This is a genomic window from Cytobacillus purgationiresistens (assembly GCF_030813235.1).
GTDB classification, from domain to species: Bacteria; Bacillota; Bacilli; order Bacillales; family Cytobacillaceae; genus Cytobacillus; species Cytobacillus purgationiresistens.
Genome location: NZ_JAUSUB010000012.1, coordinates 17954 through 41419, shown reverse-complemented (window position 1 = coordinate 41419; position 23466 = coordinate 17954). Strand labels below are relative to the sequence as shown.

The window sequence follows — 23466 nt, the reverse complement described above, 5'->3', positions numbered from 1 at the left end:
GATCTCGAATGGCGCGTTTTGTGCAGCAAATGGTCATAATATTCTTTCTTATCATATTTCTTGCTGCTTTACCAATTATGATTACTATTAATCCAGAAGAAAATTCGATTGAGTGGACATTTCAATATGTACCCGAAGCGATTGGTAACTTCATTATCCAATTAAGTCAAGGTAGTCTGGGAACCTATCAGGTTGGCTACCAAGAAAGGCCGATTGCTGATGATATAGGTGATAACTTCATGACCTCATTGACAATTATGATAGTAGGTGTGAATGCAGGGCTGATCTTAAGTTTGATTTTTGGTATTTTTATCAGCCGGTTTCGAATGACAAAAGTCTTCAATTTTGTCATGAATATTTTATCAGCGATTCCAGATTTCATCTTAATCGTTTTTGCGATGTTATTTGCTATAAAATTCTATAAATGGACAGGCATTCGCATCATTTCTCTCCGGCCTGATGCTGGTGCGATGAATACATGGTTTCCAACGATGTTAATTGGCATGGCTCCGGCTTTGTATATGTTTAAATTGATATCGGTGAAATATTATCAGACAGGTGGGGAAGATTATATTCGCACCGCTGTCGCAAAAGGCATGAAATTGAATTATATTAATTTTCACCATGTGTTTAAAAATATTGAACCCTTCATTCATGCTGAGTTAGTTAAGGTGATTTCTTTGGCCATCGGTAATCTATTTATTATTGAATATATTTTAAATGTGCAGGGAATTACAAAATTTATTTTTCAGAGCTTTGAGGTGCAGGCAATGGCTGTAGGCCTTTTTGCTATGCTGCTAATTTCTTTTATTGTCTATGTATCTGTAAGGATCTTATTCTATCTATTTAAACGAGGGTTCATCCATGAATAAATTATTGCGTATCAATTTCCCGTTGTATATAGGTGTTTTTTTTGTGGCCATCTTATTATTTGTTTGCATATTTGGTCCTATGCTTGCACCGCATTCTTTAACGACAACACTTGAAGTTGAATATAAGGATGGGAAGGTGGTTGCTCCTCCTCTCACACCGTTTGAATCACTGGACTATCCGTTGGGAACGGACAAATGGGGCTATGATCTTTTATCGATGATATTAAACGGTCTCCGTTATACGGTTTTCATAGCAGTTGCTGTAACGATTATTAAGATGCTTTTCGGAACAATTATCGGAATGTATATCGGAACATGGAGGAAGGTGCCAAGTTTCATTGTTGCTTTTGAAAATGCCTGGAGCTATGTACCGTTATTTTTAATACTCTATTTCTTTTTAACTCCGATCAATTATGCAACTCTTTTAGAGCCAAATACACTCGTCGCTTCTTTTATTATCATTGCATCAATGATAAGCATCCCAAGCATTGTATCTTCTATCAGGCAAAAGACGGGGGAAATCAAGCAACTGGCATATATTGAAGCTGCAAAGACCTTAGGCGCAAAGAGAAATAGATTGATATGGAACCATATTTTCCCACAATTGAAGGAATCCCTTCTCGTTATGTTCATACTTGAGATAGTCTATGTCATCACAATTATGGGACAGCTGGCGCTTGTAAACATTTTTATCGGCGGTACCATTGTGCGGTACGATCCGCTTATCTATTTATCAGTGACTAAGGAGCTTTCTGGGCTTGTGGGACAAGCACGCGGCAATGTGTATGGGAATACGCATATCCTTATCGTCCCTTTGATCATTCTGCTATTCACCACGATTGCATTTAGTATGCTTGCATCAGGATTGAAAAACAAATTCCAATCTGATTATCAGCGGACCCCGTGGATTAAGACAGGGCATGAACCGAAGATGTATCCGAAGAGAAAACAATACGATAATGCAGGGAAGTTTTATCAGCTCAGTCCCAATCAATTGGCATTTCTGGCACTCTCAATTACTTTTGTTGCGGCAGGATGCTATGTATACTTCACGAATGAATCAAATATAGGTGTGAAGCAGGAAAGTCATGCAACATATGATCTTTCTTTGGATATGAATAACTCAGGAGCGTTTACAGCTTCTGGGGACCTTGAAATTAAAAATTTATCAAATGATGATTGGGACTCCATCGTCCTTTATCAATTAAAAGGAATCTCTGGAGCAGAAATTGATCGTATAACAATCAATAAAAAAGAAGTGGATTATGTTGTCAGTGAAGAGACAATAAAGATAAAACTGCCTGAAGAAATGAAGAGCAAGGGGAAACACCAGATAAGTATGAGCTACTCTTTTAATCTACCAGAAGAAGGAAAAACATTGTTAGCCGAAGGGGGTACTCTGAGATTAACAGAATGGTATCCTAAAGCGGCTGTATATCAGGCTGGAGAGTGGAAAATTGGCGAAGAAATTGAAGGAATCAATACACATTATACGAATTTCTCTGATTTTGGCATTTCTTATCAACTTCCGGAAGGTTATTCAATCGCATCCTCAGCCGATAAGGATGCGGCTTCAGGGCAGTCATCTGGGAACTTAAAAATGAAGGACGTAAGAGAATTTTCCATCGTGTTGTTGAAGGATATGGAAGTGATTGAAAAGCAAGCTAGGGAAGGTGTTGGACTGCGTTTGTTCTCAGGTAGTGGAGATGAAGATCATCTTGAGAGAACTTGGCAGCTAGCCAATCGTGCTCTGCAGTTTTTCCAAGAGGAAGTAGGAGAATATCCGTTTAAGCAGTTGGATATTATCCTAGATCAGCCTTCGACGCAGTCATATCCCGGAATAATCACAATGGCTGTAAACAAGGAAGATGACAAAGCATTCGATTATGAACTCGTTCAAATGATTGCGCAGCAATACTTCAAAGCAGCAATTGCCAGTGATCCATACAACCATGCGTGGATCAGTGAGGGGATGTCAGCATTTGCTGCTTCGCTTTACTTAAAGATTGCTGAAAACCAATCAGAATCCCAGGCTTTTGCTGTGCCTATAGCGCAGATGAAAAAAATTGAAATAGAAGGCTTGCGTAGCCAGCGTGCGAATGTCCCGCTGGATGAACTGATTGATATTGGGTTTATATCCGGACAGCCTGCACTGCAAATCAATCAAATGGTTAATGAACATTTTCATTTGCAAGGATATGAAGTGAATGAGGTTAGCAGCAAATATTTAGCTGATTTCTATAAGCAATATCAATTCAGTGAAGTGGACACGAAGGAATATATTCAGTTTACTTCAAGCTATTTCAGTGTACCGAGAGGATCTTTCAATAATTGGCTCAGTACGAAAGCAAGCAGATAGAATACTGCTTGCTTTTTAATGCACTTATTAAAAGTGCAGCGTCTATAATTGAGTATCTATTGTAAACTCGAGGTTCTCTATGATTATTCATTGCCATCAAGTGAGATTCTTTTTCCTTTTTCCTTAGGCACTTTAATGGTTAATAGACCATTTTCATAAGTTGCCTTTACTTTTTTTTCATTTATATGGTGAGGCAAGGGCACCGTTCTTGTGGATTGCTGAAAGGATTGCTGTTTTTTTGTGATTTGTTGATTTTCATCTTCTGTTGTGAAAATATTTAACTGTTTAACCGTAATTTTAACATAATTATTGATGACATCTAGTTGAATTTGCTCCCTGTTTATACCAGGAAGCTCTGCTGTAATAACATAATTCTCGTCTTTTTCTTTTAGCTCCACATGAAAAGAAGCGGAGTTAGGAAAGGGATTTTTGAAGAAGTCATCCATCGATTGGAGAATATTTTTAACTGGTTTCTCATGGAAAAACTGATTCATTGATTTCATCAAATCTCCAAATGGTTCATTTTTACTTTTTTCACTCATTAAGACTTCCCTCCTATACAAGGAATTTTCATACTATTGTATTCATGTGACAAGTTTAAGGTTCATTCATTTGATGGAAATTAGCATGCGGGTGAAATTGGAAAATGTAACCTGAAAAAAAGAAGCTGAAAACTCTTTTTTCACGAACGTTTATTCGCTAGAATAGAAGAATGAGGTGAAGACTTTGAAAGTACGAAAAAATTTGCAAGAGATGATTACTGAGATAAAAAAATCAGAGCGTTTCAAAGAAAATGTTGTCCATTGGCATACGATTGAAGAGAAGGAAGCAAAAACTGCAGATATGCCAAGGAACCTTCATCCAGCATTGAAGGAAGCGTTGCAGACTCGCGGTATTTCACAGCTTTATACCCATCAGAAGTCGGCTTTTGAGCATGCTTCCTCTGGCGAGAGTATCGTGGCCGTTACACCAACTGCCTCGGGAAAAACGCTTTGTTATAATCTGCCTGTTTTACAGACGATTGTAAATGATCACAACGCAAGAGCTTTATATATGTTTCCAACGAAGGCCTTGGCACAGGATCAGAAGGCGGAATTAAACGAAATAATTGAAGAATCTGGACTGGATATAAACAGTTATACCTACGATGGTGATACTCCGGCTAATATAAGACAAAAGGTAAGAAGAGCTGGGCATGTCGTTATGACAAATCCCGATATGCTGCATTCGGCTATCCTGCCACATCATACAAAGTGGGTATCTTTATTTGAGAATCTTAAATATGTCGTTATTGATGAATTGCATATTTACCGTGGCGTTTTTGGCTCTCATGTGGCTAATGTCATAAGGCGATTGAGAAGAATCTGTCGCTTCTATGGAAGTGATCCGATTTTCATTTGTACATCTGCGACCATAGCCAACCCGTTGGAACTAGCGGAAAAATTGACTGAAAAGAAAATGAGTTTAATAGATAATAACGGTGCGCCAAGCGGAAGAAAGCACTTTGTGTTTTACAATCCGCCGATTGTGAATAAGCCATTAAACATTCGCAGAAGCGCTACTTTGGAAGTAAGAAGCTTAGCACTTGAAATGCTCCAAAATAAAATTCAAACGATTGTCTTTGCAAAGAGCCGAGTAAGAGTGGAAATCCTTCTTACTTATTTGCAAGAGCTAGTAAAGCATAAGCTCGGTCCAAAAGCGATAAGGGGCTATCGAGGGGGATACTTGCCGACTGAAAGGCGTGCTATTGAAAAAGGACTACGCTCAGGTGAAATTTATGGAGTGGTAAGCACCAATGCACTTGAGCTTGGCGTTGATATCGGGCAGCTGCAGGTATGTATGATGACTGGATACCCAGGAACCATCTCAAGCTCATGGCAGCAGGCAGGAAGAGCAGGTAGGAGGCATAGTGAATCATTGGTTATTATGGTGGCGAGCTCTAGTCCGCTCGATCAATATATCATTCAGCACCCTGACTATTTCTTTAATAAGAATCCAGAAACAGCAAGAATCAATCCAGATAATTTAATTATATTGATCGATCATATGAAGTGCGCTGCCTATGAGCTGCCCTTTACAGCGGGTGAACCTTTTGGGACGTTTGCAACCGAGGAAATCCTCGAGTACTTAACGGAAGAAAGAGTGCTGCACCAGAACGGACCTAAATATTACTGGATGAATGATGCGTTCCCCGCGCATAACATCAGTCTTCGCTCAGCTTCACAGGAAAATGTCGTTATCATTGATCAATCGGATGTAGCCAATGTGAAGGTGATTGGAGAAATGGATCGTTTCTCAGCAATGACCCTTCTGCATGATGAGGCGATTTATTTGCATCAAGGCATTCAGTACCAAGTAGAACTTCTTGATTGGGAAGAAAAAAAGGCGTTCGTAAGAGAGGTAGCTGTTGATTACTATACAGATGCAAATCTTGCGGTTGAATTGAAGGTTTTGGAACAAGATAGATCAAAGCACGGCATGCTTGGGGAAGTCGGGTTTGGCGATGTGAGCGTGACGGCGATGGCAACGATTTTTAAAAAGATTAAATTTGAGACGCATGAGAATATCGGCTCAGGTCCTATTACACTGCCAGAAGAAGAGCTGCACACAAGTTCAGCATGGCTGTCGTTAAATGAGGATCAGCTGAAATTCAATCAGGAACGAATAGAGCAAGGGCTGATTGGAACGGCACATGCGTTAAAGCATATCGTACCTTTATTTGTTATGTGTGATCCGTCGGATGTCCATGTTATCCCTCAAGTAAAAGCTGTTCACAATGAGCGTCCGACCATTTTCTTTTATGATAAGTATCCAGGTGGGGTCGGACTTAGTGAGAAGGTATATGAAGGCATAGACAGAATTATGCAGGAAGCAAAGACGATGATCAACCGTTGTCAATGTGAAAATGGCTGTCCGTCTTGTATCGGCACGGATACTACATCAGGTTTTGCCAAACGAGATGTACTAAAAATTTTAGCAGGATTAAACAAAGGTGAGCAGCATGTCTATTAAAAACAAACTGAACAGGCTAAAATCACATATGGTTCATGGGGTTCAAGCAGCAATCCCTGCTGAAAATTCGAAGGCTGAGACTGAGGCTCTACGGGAGCTTCCCTTTCAGGAAATATGGGAGAAGGAGGGAGTAAAGCCGTATTATGTGGATGAAAGCTTTTGTTTAGTACGAGAAAAAGAATATTCCCTCGATGATATGCATGGACATTATGCTTTCTCTGCAATAAAGAGAGCGGTGGAGGCATGGAATGAAACGGATTTAAAACATCCGCTATCATCTAAAGGAAATACTCCTCAAGACCTCTTCTTTTTTGATACAGAAACAACTGGATTAGGCGGTGGGGCTGGCAATACTATTTTTTTACTTGGCTATGCGAGCATCACGGATTCAAAGGTGAAATTAAAGCAACATATCCTGCCGAATCCCGGTGGTGAAATCCCTCTATACAAAAGCTTTTTGGAAAGTGTCGATTATACGACAATGGTTACTTATAATGGCAAAGCGTTTGACTGGCCGCAGGTGAAAACACGTCATACCCTAATAAGGGAACATTTACCGAAGCTTCCTCCATTTGGCCATTTTGATTTATATCATGCGTCTCGGCGAATGTGGAAGCATAAACTTGAGCGGACAAAGCTTTCTATTGTGGAAAAAGAAGTGCTAGGTATTGAAAGGCAAGGTGATATCCCTGGGTTTTTAGCCCCGATGATTTACTTTGATTTTGTTGAAACGAGAAACCCAGAAGGAATGCTGGGGATTCTCAAACATAATGAGATTGATATTCTGTCATTGATTAGCCTTTATACCCATTTATCATTTCAGCTCCTTGGTCTAGACGCTAATCAAACCTCGCGTGAAGTATATGAGACTGGAAGATGGTATGCTGCACTTGGAGAATCTGAAGCTGCTAAGCATAGCTTTACTCATCTATCTCACGGCGATCATACAGACGCAATAAAAGCTAAGCATGCCTTAGCTTTTGAATATAAAAAGCAGAAGAATTGGGATGAAGCGATTCCATTATGGAAGTCCGTTGCAAAGCAGGGGGAAGAGAAACTGAGACTCGAAGCAAGCATTGAACTTGCAAAAGCTTATGAACACCGTCAAAAAGACTTAAATCAAGCGTTAGCATACACAATGACAGCGGAGGAAACTGTAACGGATCCATTGTTGTTGGAAAGTATTCATAAAAGACGAGCCAGACTTTTGAAAAAAATAGATAGTCAGGTTAAAAAACCCACTATTTCCTAGTTGTATACAGACTAAATACCTTGTAAAATAATTGATGTAAGGAAGAGGTATAAAGAACTGAAAATAGTGGGGCTGATTCATATGTATAAAGCAATATTATATGTGTTTTTTTTCGTCGTTATTTTTACTGCCGTGCTTATGACTACAATGAAAGACAGTTTTTATAGTTTAATGGTTATTATTTAGCAAGAACAATTCAAATAACCAGTCTTAAAAACGTAGAAAATAGAGGCGCAGATGCACTTAAACATGATTCTATAAATTGGCTACTTCTTCGAAGACATTCTTACTCAGCCAATTAATGATATCTTGATTTTTAAAAATGGGTTTTAATATAGGTGTTTTAATTAGTACAAGACGCCCTCTTTCTCCATAGTTTATTAATGTAACTAATAACTTAGAGAAAGGGGATCTTTATTATGCGTCATTGCGGACCAAAAACACATGTATGCCCGCCGATTGTTCATCCTACAAAATGTTGTGTAAATCATACTTGCGAAAATGTCATCGTACCACATATCCATCCTAGTCATACTACAAATGTAAATCATATCAACTACCAACATGAGCATTTCTTCCCGCATACAGAATCATGTTCAACAGAAGTAACGAATCAACAATTTGCTGAAGGACCAGGAGGCTTTGGTGGACCAGGCTTTGGTGGACCGGGCTACGGCGGACCGGGATTCGGCGGACCAGGCTTTGGTGGACCGGGCTACGGTGGACCGGGCTTTGGACCAAGACCAGGCTTTGGTGGACCAGGATTTGGAAGGTAATAATGAATAATGAATAAGTGAATGTTGAGCCAATTGTTTGGCTTTGATTGAGGACGGCTCATTCAGCATGCTGAATTGTGAGTCGTCTTTTTGTTTTGTCCCTAGCAGGAATGAGTATTATAGCTACACGTTATGCATATTATTGAAACTTCCTTGATAATATTTCGATTTCATTCTTTCATATGTTAAAATAAACCTATTATATTTAGGGATGAAACAAACTTGTTATTTATACAATAAAGGGGTATTTTAGTTTTGGCGCATATTGCAATCGTATCAGGGTATAAACCATATGAGCTCGGTGTTTTTAAAAATGACCATCCAGCTGTAGGTTATATAAAACAAGCGATAAGAAATCAATTGATTGCTCTCCTGGATGAAGGGTTAGAATGGGTGATCATTAGCGGGCAGCAAGGTACTGAGCTTTGGGCAGCCGAGGTTGTATTTGACCTACAGCTAGAGGGGTATGATCATTTACAGCTTGGTGTCATTACCCCATTTTTAGAGCAGGAAGCGAACTGGAAGGATGAAAGCAAGGAACGGTATGAATCGATATTAGCTCAAGCTGATTTTATTGATTCTGTATCAAGGAAACCATATGAAAGCCCTAATCAATTTCGTCTGAAAAACCAGTTTTTTGTGACAAAGAGTGATGTGCTGCTCATGTTCTATGATAGTGAAAAAGAAGGGACACCTAAATATTTATATGAGGTGGCAAAAAAGTATCAAGAAAGAAATGACTATGACATTCGTCAAATTACTTTTTATGATTTGCAAATATTAGTGGAAGAAGAGCAATTACGTGAAAATGGATTTTAAAGAGAATATTCCTTGCGTTAAAATTGACAAAAGCACTGTTATTTGAAAAAATAAAGAGTATGAGTGGCGATATACTGAGGTGAGTGTTATGCTATCCGATAAAATTAAATTGACGGCAAAAGATATTTTAGAAAAAGAGTTTAAAACAGCAATGCGTGGTTATAAACCAGAAGATGTAGACAAATATTTAGACTTGATTATTAAAGACTATGAAACCCTGCACGCAGAAATCGATGAGCTTCAGCAAGAAAACATGAAATTAAAGAAACAGCTGGAGGATGTGCCTCCTAAACGGCCAGCTCCTGCACCACAAACAGCTGGGACAACGAATTTTGATATTTTAAAGCGTTTGTCCAACCTGGAGAAGCATGTTTTTGGCAATAAATTGTACGATTAACAAAAAGAATTGTACACTTATTAGAAAAAACCATTGCTATTCGCTTTAAGATTACATATAATATTCGTTGTATCATTAATAACGTTCGGGTAATCGCTGCAATGCTTAAGCATTGTAGAGGAAAGTCCATGCTCGCACAGGCTGCGATGCTTGTAGTGTTCGTGCCTAGCGAAGTCATAAGCTAGGGCAGCCGTATGAAAATATGGTTGACGGCAGGGAAAATACCTAAGTCATTCGATAAGGTATGAATACCTATAAAAGTGCCACAGTGACGGAGCCTATTCAGAAATGAATAGGGTGGAACGAGGTAAACCCCGCGAGCGAGAAACCCAAATAATGGTAGGGGCACTTTCCCTGAGGAATTGAACAGAAGGGAAGGACAGGCATTTTTGTCTGTAGATAGATGATTACCACTTCGTACGAGACGTAAGTCGTTTGCAGTACGTAGGACAAAACATGGCTTACAGGACGATATTAATGTAAAAATGTAATTGAAGCTAGGGCTCTCCTGTCAGGAGAGCTTTTCTTATATAATGCATGGGAAGTAAGGAAAAGGGTGAAACGATGACAAACTATAATTTAATTGCTACCTCTGCGATGGGGTTGGAAGCACTTGTTGCAAAGGAAGTGCGTGAACTTGGCTATGATTGTCAAGTAGAAAATGGCAGAATCTCCTATCAAGGTGATGAAAGGGCAATTGTGCGAAGTAATATGTGGCTTAGGACGGCTGACCGTATAAAGATCAAAGTAGGGGAATTTAAGGCAACTACGTTTGATGAACTATTCGAGCAGACAAAAGCGCTTCCTTGGGAAAATTTCCTACCGGCAAATGCCGAATTTCCTGTATCGGGTAAGTCAGTTAAATCAAAGTTATTCAGTGTATCAGATTGTCAAGCAATCGTAAAAAAAGCAATCGTTGAGCGCATGAGACAGCATTATCATATCTCTGGCTGGCTTGAAGAGAATGGTCCGCTCTTTAAACTTGAAGTGGCTCTGCAGAAGGATATAGCTACAATTACAATTGATGCTAGCGGAAGCGGGTTGCATAAACGCGGCTATAGAACCGGCCAAGGTGAGGCGCCATTAAAAGAAACATTGGCTGCTGCACTTATTATGCTAACAAATTGGACGCCGAACAAGCCTTTTGTCGATCCTTTTTGCGGTTCTGGTACGATTCCTATTGAAGCAGCGCTAATTGGTCAAAACATTGCACCTGGTTTCAATCGCGAATTCATTTCAGAGTCATGGGAATGGATCCCCCAACAAGTTTGGGAAGATGTTCGCCTGGAAGCTGAGGAGCTTGCAAACTATGACCAGGAGCTTGATATCACGGGTATGGATATTGATCACCGCATGGTAAAAATCGCTGAAGAAAACGCATTTGAAGCGGGCCTCGGCGACCTCGTGAAAGTTAAGCAAATGCAAGTAAGAGACTTTACAACGCCTAAAGAAAACGGCGTCATCATCGGCAACCCGCCTTATGGTGAAAGACTGGGTGATAAAAAGGCGGTTCAACATATGTATAGAGAGATGGGTGAAGCCTTTTCAATCCTGGATACCTGGTCGATTTATATGTTAACTTCAGATGAAGAATTTGAAACCGTCTACGGAAGACAGGCAACTAAGAAACGTAAGCTCTTTAATGGCTTTATTAGAACAGACTATTATCAATACTGGGGCAAGAGACCCGCTCGCGATATATAAATAATAATCATCCTTCATTTCCAACATGGCAGGTATAGATTCATCTTTCTTGAATAGAATAGATATATCGAATCGTATCATGGAGGTAGTGTCAATGAAGGATGCACACATTGATTTTAATAAGATAATGGAAGCAGTAAATGGATCCATTGAAGCAGTAAAGGATGAGCAAAATTTATCCAGTGTGGCACTCGATCAATTAAAGGCTGCACAACAGGATATACAGCATGCATTATCATTTTCATTATCACGAACCAACTGAATCAAGCAGTGATAAGAAATCGAAACCTCGATTGAGTGGAGGTTTCGATTTTTTCGTTGTTTAGAGATGGAATGAATTGAGTGACTAAAACTTTCGGTCGAGCGACTAAAAAGACGAGAGAGTGACTAAAACTCTCAGTCGAGTGACTAAAATTGGCGGGAGAATAACCTACATCTAAGCTGACAGAGGACTATTTGCTCCCTTATCCTTGACAGTTCCTATTTTTACGATAAAATGAGTCAGTATTGTTTAAATAAAATGGACGAAATTTCATAATGAATATAGATTTGACGGAGGGGTTTCATGCAAAACCGTATGCCATTTGCAGTATCGAAAAATGAATCATTTTATGAAAAGTTTAGCGAGTGGATCGGGGATGTATTCTACGATATATTACCTGAAGCTGGCTTTGAAATTCGCGATGAACAAATTTTTATGGCCTTCCAATTAGAAAAAGCTTATAAAGACAAAAAAGTCATCTTTGCCGAAGCTGGAGTAGGTACGGGCAAAACAATCGTGTATTTATTGTATGCGCTATGCTATGCACGTTATGTAAATAAACCAGCAATCATCGCCTGTGCGGATGAGACACTAATTGAACAGCTTGTAAAAAAAGAAGGCGATATCGCTAAGCTTGAGAAAGCGCTGGATTTAAATATAGATGTAAGATTAGCAAAATCACGTCAGCAATATCTTTGTTTAAATAAGCTTGATAAAATCATCTCGGGACCTGATTCGGATGAAGATTATCATATTGTACATGACGAGCTTCCCGATTTTGTAGAAACAGGCTCTTCAATGCAAAAGTTTGCTCCTTATGGTGATCGTAAGGATTACCCGGAATTAACGGATGATAAATGGGCAAATGTTGGCTGGGATTCCCTTCAGGATTGCTTTACATGTGAGAAGCGTCATCGTTGTGGTCAGACCTTACACAGAGATTTTTACCGAAATGCGACAGACCTCATCATCTGCTCTCATGATTTTTATATGGAGCACATTTGGACGAAGGAATCACGCAAGCGAGAAGGCCAGCTTCCATTGCTGCCTGAAGCTTCGAACGTAGTTTTTGATGAAGGACACTTGCTTGAATACGCATCTCAAAAGGCATTAACGTATCGCTTCTCTGAGCAAATACTAGAAGCGCTTCTAACAAGATTAATGGCAAATGATGTGCGGGAAAAAACGCTGAATCTCATTGAAGACGCTATTTATCAAAATGAGCAATTTTTCCTTTCATTAACGATGTCAACTGCTGATGACTCCGTTTCTGAGAAGAAAACAATTCATAAAACAGCTGACCTATTAGCCGAGGGCAGAAAGCTGCAATCTTTAATTAATGATTTAGAAGAAGAACTGGTTTTTGAAAGTGAAATGTACACAATTAATGAATACGATTTAAAAGTAGTAGAAGAATATCTCGAGCAAATCTCTTATTCGCTATCGTTGTTTGTTAAAGATCTTAAAGGCATTATCTGGTTTGAAGACCATCAAGGTGAAAGAACATTAGTGATTATGCCAAGAATGGTAGAAGATATTATGAAGGATGAAGTATTTTCTCAAAATATGCCGTTTGTATTTTCTTCAGCGACACTTTCAGAGAATAAATCATTCGATTATATGGCAAATAGCCTTGGTATTAAAGATTATCTGTCCTTTTCAGTAGAGTCTCCATTTGATTATGAAGAAAATATGAAAATAGAGACACCAACTTTCACTGCTGATGCATTGTCTGAAAAAATGAATTACACTCTCCTCAAGATAAAGGAATCTGAAGGAAGAGCGCTTGTTCTTTTTAATACAAAACAAGATTTGCATGCGTTTAAGCACTTTAGTGAAGGTAAAGTGGATTGGCCGATGTTTTTTGAAGGGGAAGCAGAAATAAGTACGCTAGTTTCAAATTTTCAAAATGAAGAGCAATCCATTCTTTGTTCAGTGAACTTATGGGAAGGTCTGGATATACCAGGGAGATCATTAGAAAATGTGATTATCTTCTCCCTCCCATTCCCGCCGAATGATCCGGTCTTTACTGCTAAAAGAGAAGGAGCATCCAATCCGTTTAAAGAAGTGGACATGCCGTATATGCTGCTTCGTTTGCGTCAAGGCATTGGACGACTCATTAGAACGCACGAGGATAAAGGGGAGATTCATTTGCTGATGGATGAATCGAATTCTAATGATGTGAACCATCAAGTGCAAGCAGTCTTGCCTGTTGCAGCGAATTGATCAATTCTTGAACCCGCAGTCATGATGCGGGTTTTTTGCCTAGGCAGGCTCCTATTTGAATGAAAAGAAGGGTTGAAAAACTTAACTATTAATGCTCAAATAAAACCCGGTCTTAACATGGCAATTTTTCGGAAGAATATGATAAAATAGGAAGCAACTGATTTTAGGGGGAAAATGTATGATGATAGCTATCAAACAAGTGGAAGAAGCGTTTATCAAATATGTGAATAAAATGGTTGCTTATCAAGAGGCGATTTCGCTGATGGGCTGGGATTTGCGGACTGGAGCTCCTAAGCAAGGCGTGGAGCAGCGGTCAAATGTAATCGGGATTTTATCAGCTGAAGCATTTCAGATGTCAACCAGCGAGGAGATGGCAGCTTATATTGCAAAACTATCTACTAGTGAAGCAAAGCAATCGTTATCTCAAGTTACTTTGAAGTTAGTAGAAGAAAGTAAGAAAGAATATGATAAAAACAAAAAAATTCCAGCAGATGAATATAAAGAATATGTGATTTTGCAATCTCAGGCAGAGAGCGTTTGGGAGGAAGCAAGAGAAAAGGCAGACTTCGAACTATTCCGTCCATACATAGAGAAACTAGTAGCATTCAATAAGAAGTTCATTGGCTATTGGGGATATAAAGAAAATAAATATAATACTTTGCTGGATATGTATGAGCCAGGTGTAACAGTAAAGACATTGGATGATGTATTTGGGAAGCTGCGCAATCAAATTGTGCCTCTAGTCAAACGCATCTCTGAATCGGCAAACGCACCGGAAACGGAATTCTTGTTTAAACATTTTCCAAAAGAGAAGCAGCGCGCCTTCACATTGGAAATTCTTAAGCAAATGGGCTATAACTTTGAAGCTGGACGCCTGGATGAAACCGTTCACCCTTTTGCCGTCAGTTTAAACCCTGGTGACGTTCGAGTTACAACCCGCTATGATGAAAATGACTTTCGCATGGCAGTTTTCGGTACAATACATGAAGGCGGGCACGCGCTGTATGAACAAAATATCTCAAAGAAACTAATGGGCACTCCTTTATGTGATGGCACCTCTATGGGCATCCATGAATCACAGTCATTATTTTACGAGAATTTTGTTAGCCGCAACAAATCTTTTTGGAAGCAAAATTATGATTTATTAAAAGAGTATGCTCCTGATCAATTTGATCAAGTTTCATTGGATGAATTTTATCGGGCTATTAATGAATCCAAGCCATCTCTCATTCGGATTGAAGCGGATGAATTGACCTATCCTCTTCACATTATGATTCGCTATGAGATTGAAAAGGGATTATTCAATGATGAAATTGCAGTAAAAGATCTGCCGGAAATATGGAATCAAAAATATGAAGAGTATTTAGGCATTAAGCCGGAAAATGATAGTGTAGGCGTGCTGCAAGATGTTCATTGGGCAGGTGGCAGCTTTGGATACTTCCCTTCTTATGCATTAGGCTATATGTATGCGGCACAATTAAAGAATACAATGATTAAGGATTTGCCGAACTATGATAAGTTATTAGAAGAGGGAAATCTTCTTCCAATTAGAGAGTGGCTTACGGAGCATGTACATCAATACGGCAAGATGAAAGAACCGCTTAATATCTTGAAGGATATAACTGGCGAAGGGTTGAATGTTCAATATTTAATAGATTACTTATATGAAAAATACACTAAGATTTATCAATTAACCTAACTAAAACTCATCGAAGAGAAAAGGGAGTGGTGTTCATCCGGCACCGCTTCTTCATTTATTGGAGAGTGGACATGAAAAAAATACTTCCATATTTTATGATTGCTGCAGGGGCAAGTTTATGGGGCATCATTGGCTTTTTTGTAAAAGGTTTAGAGAGTCTTGGCTTTACCTCAATGGAAATTGTTGCAATTAGAGCTTTATTTGCTGCCATGTTTTTAATCATTATTGGAATGTTTGGCTATCGGGAGCAAATGAAGTTGAAAAAAGCAGCCGATATTCGTTTCTTTATTGGAACAGGGATATTTAGTATTGTCTTTTTTAACTACTGCTATTTTACAACGATGAGTCAAATCAATATTTCGATGGCGGTGATTTTCTTATATACCGCGCCAGCATTTGTAACGATTCTATCCTACTTCTTTCTAAAAGAAAGCATGACCTTAAATAAGATACTAGCTGTCATCGGTACAATCAGCGGCTGTGTGTTAATTGCTGGTATGGCAGTTGGAAATAGCAACTTAACATTTATGGGTATTTTAACTGGACTTGGTTCAGGTTTAGGTTACGCGCTTTATACGATATTCGGCAAGTTTGCCCTCGTAAAATATAGTCCGTTTGCCATTACTTTCTACACATTCCTTGTTGCCGCGATTGCATTGATACCGGTCACGAGGCTGTGGGAAAAGGCAGATCTTCTCATGCGTATGGATGTACTTCTATATGGGATCGGATTGGGGCTTTTACCAACTGTCTTAGCCTATGTTCTTTATACTTGGGGTCTTGAAAAAACAGAAGGAAGCAAGGCAGCGGTCATCGCAACAGTTGAACCGATAGTAGCCACTTCACTGGGTGTTCTCATGTTTAATGAATCATTAGCTGCTATGCAAATCGTCGGTGCAGTATTAATCATTAGTTCAGTCATTATTGTTAACTTGCCTTCGAGGAAAAGTCGACAAACAAAAATAGCATTGAATGAATAACAGGCTATGCGCAGCATAGCCTGTTTGCTTGTTCTCATAAATTTACCATAGCTTATATCCTTTTGATCCCGGAGGTGCATGGTGGAACATATCAATGAACGGTATCGTGTACGCAAACAAAATCAGCAAGACGGTAATACCGATCCATATTTTCCAGTTTTCGAGAATTTTAGGCGTTTTTTCTGCTGTTTCAGCAATTTCGCCAATAGGGAAATCCTGTTCGCCTTTCGGAGCAAAAAATGCGAGATTAATAATAATATAGAGCATCAAAATAATCGATAAGAAAAGAATGGAACCACCGACTGCCTGAGCTACTTGATACGGAATCCATTCCGCTGCTATGGATGCTCCGCCATATTCGGAAAAGGAAGAGCGGCGAGGAGCGCCAAGAAGACCTGCAGCATGCATAGCTCCCGACATGAAGGTCATGCCTACTGCCCAAAGAATACCTTGAGTAATGGCCAAATTGTTCATCGCCTTTGTCAAAGTGCGTCCAGTTAAATGCGGAATTAGCCAATAGCTAATACCGAAAAAGGTTAAAAGAACAGCGGTGGCAACCGTTAAATGAAAGTGTCCCGTTACCCATATCGTATTATGAACGACTTGGTTCATTTGATTGGAGGCATTGATAATTCCACCGGCACCGCCTGGGATGAAAGCAACCATACCGATAAATGGCACGACAAAACGGGCGTCCTTCCATGGCAGCTTTTTAAACCAGCCAAATAAACCCTTTGCCCCTTTAGACCGGCCATAGCTTTCAAAGGTAGCAAATAAAGAAAACGCAGTCATCAATGAAGGAATGATGACAAGAAAAGTTAATACAACTTGAATGAATTTCCATGAAGCATCAATTCCAGGTTCCATTAATTGATGATGAAAACCGACGGGTATAGAGAAAAGTAGAAATAAAATGAACGAAAATCTAGCCAGTGAGTCAGAGAAAATTTTAGCTCCAATGATTTTGGGAATAATAACATACCATGCCATATAAGCAGGCAGCAGCCAGAAATACACGAGCGGATGGCCGAAATACCAAAACAACGTTCTGCTGACACCGACATTTATGGTTTCGACAAGTCCAAGCGACCATGGCAAGAGCTGGAGAAGAACAGTTGCTGCTACTCCAATTGTAGCTACAATCCACATAATGGAATTGACCACTGCCATAAACGTAATTAATGGACTCGTTTGTTTATGGTTTTCCTTTCTCCACTGTCTATATTTTAGAAGAATAACCGCACTGCCCAGCCAGCTTCCTACAATCACTAGCGTCAACCCGATATAGAAAATTGAGTGAGCTTGCAGGGGGGCATAGAATGTATATAAAACAGTAGCTTCATTTAATAAAATCATGACTGCAGCAAGGATTGTCCCGATTGTCATGATGACAAAGCCCGTCCATCCAATCTTTCTCTGCTTGCTTGTAAGCGTGCCGGAGGTTCTGCTCACGGCAGCAATTTGAAAGCCCATGATGAAATAGGTTGTTAAAACAAGCGCTAAAACTACGCCATGTAAAGTTAGTAGCTGATAATAGCCGATGCCGGCAGGCAATACAAACATGCCCGACCGGACCAATACTTGCAAAAGGCCAGCTAGCCCGCCTATGGCAAGTGAAATAAAGGCCACATAAAAATGAGCCATAACTAATTTCCCATCGCGTCTGTCAACTTTTAAACGATTCGTCATACTCACGATTCAACCACCTCAATTTTTGAAGTCATCATATGGTGCCCCACGCCGCAATATTCATTGCAGAGCACTAAAAATTCGCCTGGCTGGTTTAAAGTGGTAATGTATTCAACAATATAACCGGGCTCCAGCATCATATTGACATTTGAACCTGGTATTTGGAAGCCATGAATAACATCCTTAGTAGTGGCGATGATTTTTACCGTAGAGCCTAAAGGAATTTGCACTTCACTCGGTGCATATAAAAAGGCGGAAGCTACAAATACGAGTTCATAATCCCATTCCTTTCCTTCTACTTTTTTTAATCCGGGCTCGTCAAATGGTTTTGTTTCATCCACCTGTTCCGGGTCGATGATGTTGGACCAGCTTGAAGGATGGTGGCCTTGGTGAAAGGCGCTGACACCAAGAACAGATAAGAATACGATTAAAGAAGCCACACCAAATATCAACCAAATTTTCTCGAACTTATGCATATGCATTTTTGATTCCTCCCCGTCTAAAATCGTTGATTAAATAGGATAAAAACCCCTGCCCAAGTAATGATAATGAACAAGCCGACAATCATTACAGCTGTGAATGCACCTAAAAGCGTAGGTTCTTTTTCAACCTTTTCATCTTGTATTTCAGACTTTTGTGTTTGTGCCATTTCACCCACTCCTTTGATAGTTAAATAGTTTATAATTACACTTTCATCATACAAGAGAAATAGGCCATTTCTACGTGTTTCTTGCAGTGTCACAAAGTGTTCATTCGTTGTATAAATACTATGTTAATAGTGATAAATTGCCACGTTAGTGTTTAAGCACGATAATGTTTAATCTCATAATTGAAGTTTTTGTGAATTAATTTTAGGAGTGGTATACGAATGTGATAATAGTTGCGGGCAGCTGCAATCATCCGAAGAATGCAGGAAAGTATTTCACTTCAGTGATCATTATTTTAAATACTATGAATATTTATAATATACGAATGTTAAATGAATAAATTTTACTAACGTTCGTTATTTCTAACAATATCCTATTGAAATCCGCAAATAGGATGATATAATGAGAGTAAATTTAATACCGAATTCATTCATATAATAGCAGGGATATGGCCTGCAAGTATCTACCGGATTACCTTAAATAATCTGACTATGAGTGAGCAATGGATGGAGAGCTTCCTTTTGGACAGATCTCTTATTTCCGCACCTTATAAACAAACCTAAAGGTCATTGCTTCACTTATTTGATAGTGAATGGAATGAATTTTAGGTTTTTTTGTATTCAACTAGAGGAGGATTTTATTATGCAGCTGCTAATTGAGAAGATTAAAAATGAAGGGAAAGTCCTATCAGAATCGGTTTTAAAGGTCGATTCATTTTTAAATCATCAGGTGGATCCTGAATTAATGTTCGAGATTGGGAAGGAATTCGCAGCTCGTTTTAAGGATGAGGGCATTACAAAGATTTTGACTATTGAATCATCTGGTATCGCTCCTTCAGTCATGGCTGGATTACAAATGAATGTACCTGTGATCTTTGCAAGAAAAAGAAAATCTCTAACTCTCGTAAATGATTTACTGACAGCAAATGTTTATTCATTTACGAAGCAGGAGTCGAATGAAATTTCGGTTTCAAAGAAGTTTTTACAAGAGGGTGACCAAGTATTGATTATTGATGATTTTCTTGCAAACGGGCAGGCAGCACTTGGACTTGCACAAATTGTTAAAGAAGCAAACGCGTCAATCGCTGGTATGGGCATCGTAATTGAAAAAGGCTTTCAAGACGGTGGTAAGCAATTGCGTGAAGCAGGCTACAAAGTAGAATCTTTAGCCATTGTCGATTCACTTGCAGATGGCAAAGTGACATTTAGACAAGACCATAAAGTGGAGGAAATAGCCCGATGAATCAAAATCCGTTGAAATTAGCTTCCCTTGGTATTCAGCATGTATTAGCCATGTATGCAGGTGCAGTCATTGTCCCACTTATTGTAGGGGGCGCGCTTGGTCTAACTGCTGAGCAGCTTACTTATTTAGTATCAATTGACATTATGATGTGCGGGATTGCAACACTCCTGCAAGTTTGGAAGAATAAATTCTTCGGTATTGGTTTACCAGTCGTTTTAGGCTGTACATTTACTGCCGTTGGTCCAATGATTTCGATCGGCGGGAACTACGGTATCACGTCCATCTATGGTGCGATCCTTGTTTCTGGTATTTTCGTCATGCTTGTCGCAACATTCTTCGGCAAGTTAGTCAGGTTCTTCCCTCCAGTTGTAACCGGCTCGGTTGTGACAATCATTGGTCTCACATTAATTCCAGTAGCGATGAACAATATGGCTGGCGGTCAAGGCAGCCCTGATTTCGGATCTATTGAAAACGTCATGCTGGCTTTTGGTACATTATTAATTATTCTTGTTCTTTATAAATTCTCAAAAGGCTTTATGCGTGCGATTTCGATCCTAATCGGGATAGCTGCAGGTACAGTTGCAGCTTATTTAATGGGGAAAGTTGATTTTTCAGCGGTAGGTGAGGCATCATTATTCCATATGCCTCAACCTTTTTACTTCGGTATGCCAACATTCGATATCATACCGATTTTAACAATGATCCTCGTAGCAATGGTCAGTCTCGTCGAATCAACAGGTGTATACTTTGCTCTAGGTGATATTACAAACAAAAAAATTAAAGATAAGGATCTTGCTAGTGGTTATCGAGCAGAAGGTTTAGCGATTTTCTTCGGCGGTATCTTTAATGCATTTCCTTACACAACATTTTCACAAAACGTCGGACTCATTCAATTATCAGGTGTTAAATCAAAAAATGTCATTTATGTAGCCGGTACATTCCTAGTTATCCTTGGTCTAGTACCAAAAATCGGTGCCTTAACAACAGTGATTCCTGCATCTGTACTTGGCGGTGCGATGATTGCTATGTTTGGAATGGTCATCGCGTCTGGAATCAAAATGCTAAGCAAAGTTGATTTCAACTCTCAAGAGAACCTACTGATTATTGCTTGTTCAATTGGTTTGGGTGTCGGTGTGACAGTAGTCCCAGAACTATTTGCCAATCTTCCTGAAAACCTGCGCATCCTTACAGAAAGCGGGATTGTCATAGGAAGCTTAACAGCGATTATCTTAAATATTGTTTTTAATGAGTTTAAAAGAAATAAAACCGAATCAGATGAAACGTATGTTAGTGAGTCTAAGGCGTCTTAAATAACTTTTGCTGTCTTGAGGTATTAAAGCAGGTAATGATCCAACATATTTTGATAGTGTCATCTTCATTTTCTTATCAAACTTGGTGAGATTTGGAGGTGGCATTTTTTATGCGGAAGAAAAACCCTTCTCAATAGAGAGGGGCTTGAACAACTATCTTTCTACGCCGTATCCATGTTCTAAACTAGTAATGTGAGCAATTGCACTTAGCATTTGTGCATCTGATCTGCTTACAATATCTTCTATTTCAGTCATTGTAGAAGGTGAAAAATCCATTGTATCAATCATTTTTGCAGCTTCCTTAGTTGCGTCTCCACGTAACATTGCTGAAGTTGTCATACCATTTTTAAACTCTTTAATGTTTTCTTTGTCTTCCTTAGTTAATCCTTTTGGTACTTCAATTTTATTTATTTGACTAAATAAAGCATCATACTTAGCTTGAGCATCTTTAATATTCTTATATGCATCTATTTGAGTTATTTCATTGCTTCCTAGTTTTGTGAAGGTTGGTATCCACAAATCATTCCAAATCTTATCATATTCACTAATCGCTTCATCGATATGAGGTTTCATATCTTTCACATAAGTGTCTTTTCTTTTATTTTTTTCTTCATCAGAATCTGCTTTTGGTTTTTCTTTAGTTACTGCTTCATCTTCTTTATTGTTTGTAACTGCTGCTTCTGTCTCTTTTACTGGTTCACCTGCAGTTTCGACACCTTCACCAGTTCCCATAGATACAGCCACAATAAATAAAACAAATGCTGTAGACGGTTACTGGAGAGATGGAGATGGAGATGGGGATACTGACACGAATCTCTCTTCAAAAGAAGGAGGTGGCTATTGGAGGTCGAACAATAAATAGAACTCTAACAATAATTTATGTTCTAGATTCTTTCTGTAGAAAGTGTATGAATTCACGCTAGTATGTTTCTTTGCCATAGTGATAACCTTCAACTAATTTTTAAATAAAAGAAACATTTTAAGGGAAAAGGAGATTCATTTAAGAATCTCCTTTTGGTTTCTATATAGCCCTTAATAGTTTATCTATTTTCAGTACATACTTTTGATATTCTGTCATTTTGGTAAGCTGAATAAATAATTTAAAGAAGTGCTTCCCTGAATTTAAAGTCTTTTCTAAGAACTCATCTTCAGGTAATATTAGCTTTTTCTTATCAATAGCATTAGTGAACAAAATTGTTTTTTCTTTTCCTTTTTTTATAGAAATTCCTTCTGGTTCTATCATTATTGCTTCTCCATTTGTTATATAATCCTCAAGCCAATCTATTGTGATTATCCATTTATGGAGCAAATAGTCACGAAGATCCTCATTAAATATCTCCTTTTGATTAAAAATCAACCTTATATAGCCATAGGTAATATCTTTATGTTTACTGATGATTGTGGGTAAGTTTTTATTTTTATCGTTAAGAATCAGTGAGCTAAGGTTTGGATCGTTACTGATTTGCAAAGGTAGTAATTCGGCATTTAATCCTAAAACCACGCTATCAACTTGAATAGTCACTTTTTATCAACTTCTCTCTTAGAGAGCTATAAATGTTGTTGTAGGATAGACTTGAGAAATAGTCATTGTGAAATCAACCCCAACTTTATATATGATACTTTTATAAGTTGTTTGAACATTATAATAACCTTTCCCTGTATTTAGTGCATTTTGAAGTGTAGTAGAATTATTTCTAACTGCTAAAGTTAAAGTAATAGATCCTAGCTTAACTGAGTAAGCTGTGTAGTTTGAAAATTATAGTTTTCAGAGTAGCAGATGTTGCAGTTTGTTTCAATTAGTATCTATAAACTCCACTTACTGTAGCCCTTTGTTCAATTGGTTTGGGAGTTGGTGTGACAGTAGTCCCTGATCTATTTGCCAACCTGCCGGAGAACTTACGCATCTTAACAGAGAGCGGCATAGTGATAGGAAACTTAAATATTGTCTTTAAGGAATTTTTAGTAAGTTTAAGGCGTCTTAAATAACTTCTTTACCGTTATACAACCAGCTTAAATATGCCATATGATTTAGCGGATTTTTTTTAATTTACCATCTTCGGTTTCTTATCTAATTAGATGAGATGATTGGAGGTGGTGTTTTTTGAATAAAGGTGCTTTAAGAGAGATGAACGAAGGTGAAAATAATTAAAAGGAGAGTTGACTCCTAAAAAAAATATAAAGAAAAACAATCTCCATATATCGGAAATTGTTTATTGTAAG

General features: G+C 38.7%; 20 protein-coding genes, 1 other RNA gene and 1 riboswitch. Of the genes, 15 read left to right on the top strand and 6 right to left on the bottom strand.

Annotated features, from left to right (window positions below; genetic code table 11):
• Positions 1-8 precede the first annotated feature (8 nt).
• Together J2S17_RS14210 and J2S17_RS14205 are read left to right on the top strand one after the other, a co-directional pair.
• A complete protein-coding gene (locus tag J2S17_RS14210; RefSeq protein WP_307475923.1) occupies positions 9-872 on the top strand; it encodes an ABC transporter permease subunit in 864 nt (287 codons plus the stop codon).
• Positions 865-3231: an ABC transporter permease subunit gene (locus J2S17_RS14205; RefSeq protein WP_307475921.1), complete on the top strand. Its 2367-nt coding sequence runs from the start codon at positions 865-867 to the stop codon at positions 3229-3231. Before J2S17_RS14210 ends, J2S17_RS14205 begins: the two co-directional genes overlap by 8 nt.
• A gap of 83 nt (positions 3232-3314) precedes the next feature.
• Here the strand turns inward: J2S17_RS14205 and J2S17_RS14200 are convergent, their stop codons facing one another.
• Positions 3315-3773: an Hsp20/alpha crystallin family protein gene (locus J2S17_RS14200; RefSeq protein WP_307475919.1), complete on the bottom strand. Its 459-nt coding sequence runs from the start codon at positions 3771-3773 to the stop codon at positions 3315-3317.
• Positions 3774-3957: 184 nt separating this feature from the next.
• Here J2S17_RS14200 and J2S17_RS14195 point away from each other — a divergent pair, with 184 nt between their 5' ends.
• The 11 genes from J2S17_RS14195 to J2S17_RS14145 all read left to right on the top strand — a co-directional run bounded on the left by J2S17_RS14195 (position 3958) and on the right by J2S17_RS14145 (position 16358).
• Positions 3958-6243: a DEAD/DEAH box helicase gene (locus tag J2S17_RS14195; protein WP_307475917.1), complete on the top strand. Its 2286-nt coding sequence runs from the start codon at positions 3958-3960 to the stop codon at positions 6241-6243.
• The gene (locus J2S17_RS14190; protein ID WP_307475915.1) at positions 6233-7495 is read left to right on the top strand and encodes a DUF6340 family protein; all 1263 of its coding nucleotides are present in this window, start codon (positions 6233-6235) and stop codon (positions 7493-7495) included. Before J2S17_RS14195 ends, J2S17_RS14190 begins: the two co-directional genes overlap by 11 nt.
• 419 nt (positions 7496-7914) lie before the next feature.
• A complete protein-coding gene (locus J2S17_RS14185; RefSeq protein ID WP_307475913.1) occupies positions 7915-8271 on the top strand; it encodes a CotD family spore coat protein in 357 nt (118 codons plus the stop codon).
• 255 nt (positions 8272-8526) lie between these two features.
• Entirely contained in the window at positions 8527-9090 is a 564-nt protein-coding gene (locus J2S17_RS14180) for an SLOG family protein (protein WP_307475911.1), read from the top strand.
• A gap of 88 nt (positions 9091-9178) precedes the next feature.
• Positions 9179-9487 carry a cell division regulator GpsB gene (gene gpsB / locus J2S17_RS14175; RefSeq protein WP_307475909.1) on the top strand — a complete coding sequence of 103 codons (309 nt, stop codon included), beginning with the start codon at positions 9179-9181 and terminating at the stop codon, positions 9485-9487.
• Positions 9488-9568: 81 nt separating this feature from the next.
• Positions 9569-9956, top strand: an RNA gene (rnpB, locus tag J2S17_RS14170) — RNase P RNA component class B.
• 95 nt (positions 9957-10051) lie between these two features.
• The gene (locus tag J2S17_RS14165) at positions 10052-11191 is read left to right on the top strand and encodes a THUMP domain-containing class I SAM-dependent RNA methyltransferase (protein ID WP_307476098.1); all 1140 of its coding nucleotides are present in this window, start codon (positions 10052-10054) and stop codon (positions 11189-11191) included.
• Between the two features lie 94 nt (positions 11192-11285).
• Complete coding sequence (locus J2S17_RS14160) at positions 11286-11453, top strand: hypothetical protein (RefSeq protein ID WP_307475907.1); 168 nt, start codon at positions 11286-11288, stop codon at positions 11451-11453.
• Between the two features lie 303 nt (positions 11454-11756).
• Complete coding sequence (locus tag J2S17_RS14155; protein ID WP_307475905.1) at positions 11757-13679, top strand: ATP-dependent DNA helicase; 1923 nt, start codon at positions 11757-11759, stop codon at positions 13677-13679.
• 178 nt (positions 13680-13857) lie between these two features.
• A complete protein-coding gene (locus J2S17_RS14150) occupies positions 13858-15378 on the top strand; it encodes a carboxypeptidase M32 (protein WP_307475903.1) in 1521 nt (506 codons plus the stop codon).
• A gap of 71 nt (positions 15379-15449) precedes the next feature.
• Positions 15450-16358 (top strand): DMT family transporter, encoded by a 909-nt coding sequence (locus tag J2S17_RS14145; protein ID WP_307475901.1) that lies wholly within the window; start codon positions 15450-15452, stop codon positions 16356-16358.
• A 42-nt stretch (positions 16359-16400) separates the two neighbouring features.
• Here J2S17_RS14145 and J2S17_RS14140 read toward each other — a convergent pair whose 3' ends face one another.
• Genes J2S17_RS14140 through J2S17_RS14130 form a run of 3 tightly spaced genes read right to left on the bottom strand, consistent with a single transcriptional unit; the run spans position 16401 to position 18696 of the window.
• On the bottom strand, positions 16401-18047 hold the full coding sequence (locus J2S17_RS14140) for a b(o/a)3-type cytochrome-c oxidase subunit 1 (protein WP_307476096.1): 1647 nt from the start codon (positions 18045-18047) through the stop codon (positions 16401-16403).
• A gap of 2 nt (positions 18048-18049) precedes the next feature.
• The gene (locus J2S17_RS14135; RefSeq protein WP_307475899.1) at positions 18050-18529 is read right to left on the bottom strand and encodes a cytochrome c oxidase subunit II; all 480 of its coding nucleotides are present in this window, start codon (positions 18527-18529) and stop codon (positions 18050-18052) included.
• Positions 18530-18546: 17 nt separating this feature from the next.
• Positions 18547-18696 (bottom strand): cytochrome c oxidase subunit 2A, encoded by a 150-nt coding sequence (locus J2S17_RS14130; protein ID WP_307475897.1) that lies wholly within the window; start codon positions 18694-18696, stop codon positions 18547-18549.
• Positions 18697-19104: 408 nt separating this feature from the next.
• Positions 19105-19206, top strand: a riboswitch (purine riboswitch).
• A gap of 130 nt (positions 19207-19336) precedes the next feature.
• Between J2S17_RS14130 and J2S17_RS14125 the strand changes: the two genes are divergently transcribed.
• Both J2S17_RS14125 and J2S17_RS14120 read left to right on the top strand, forming a co-directional pair.
• Positions 19337-19936 (top strand): xanthine phosphoribosyltransferase, encoded by a 600-nt coding sequence (locus J2S17_RS14125; RefSeq protein ID WP_307475895.1) that lies wholly within the window; start codon positions 19337-19339, stop codon positions 19934-19936.
• On the top strand, positions 19933-21246 hold the full coding sequence (locus J2S17_RS14120; RefSeq protein ID WP_307475894.1) for a nucleobase:cation symporter-2 family protein: 1314 nt from the start codon (positions 19933-19935) through the stop codon (positions 21244-21246). Before J2S17_RS14125 ends, J2S17_RS14120 begins: the two co-directional genes overlap by 4 nt.
• Positions 21247-21399: 153 nt before the next feature.
• Here the strand turns inward: J2S17_RS14120 and J2S17_RS14115 are convergent, their stop codons facing one another.
• Both J2S17_RS14115 and J2S17_RS14110 read right to left on the bottom strand, forming a co-directional pair.
• Positions 21400-21990 (bottom strand): hypothetical protein, encoded by a 591-nt coding sequence (locus J2S17_RS14115; protein WP_307475892.1) that lies wholly within the window; start codon positions 21988-21990, stop codon positions 21400-21402.
• A gap of 277 nt (positions 21991-22267) precedes the next feature.
• Complete coding sequence (locus J2S17_RS14110; RefSeq protein ID WP_307475890.1) at positions 22268-22768, bottom strand: hypothetical protein; 501 nt, start codon at positions 22766-22768, stop codon at positions 22268-22270.
• Between the last annotated feature and the right edge of the window lie 698 nt (positions 22769-23466).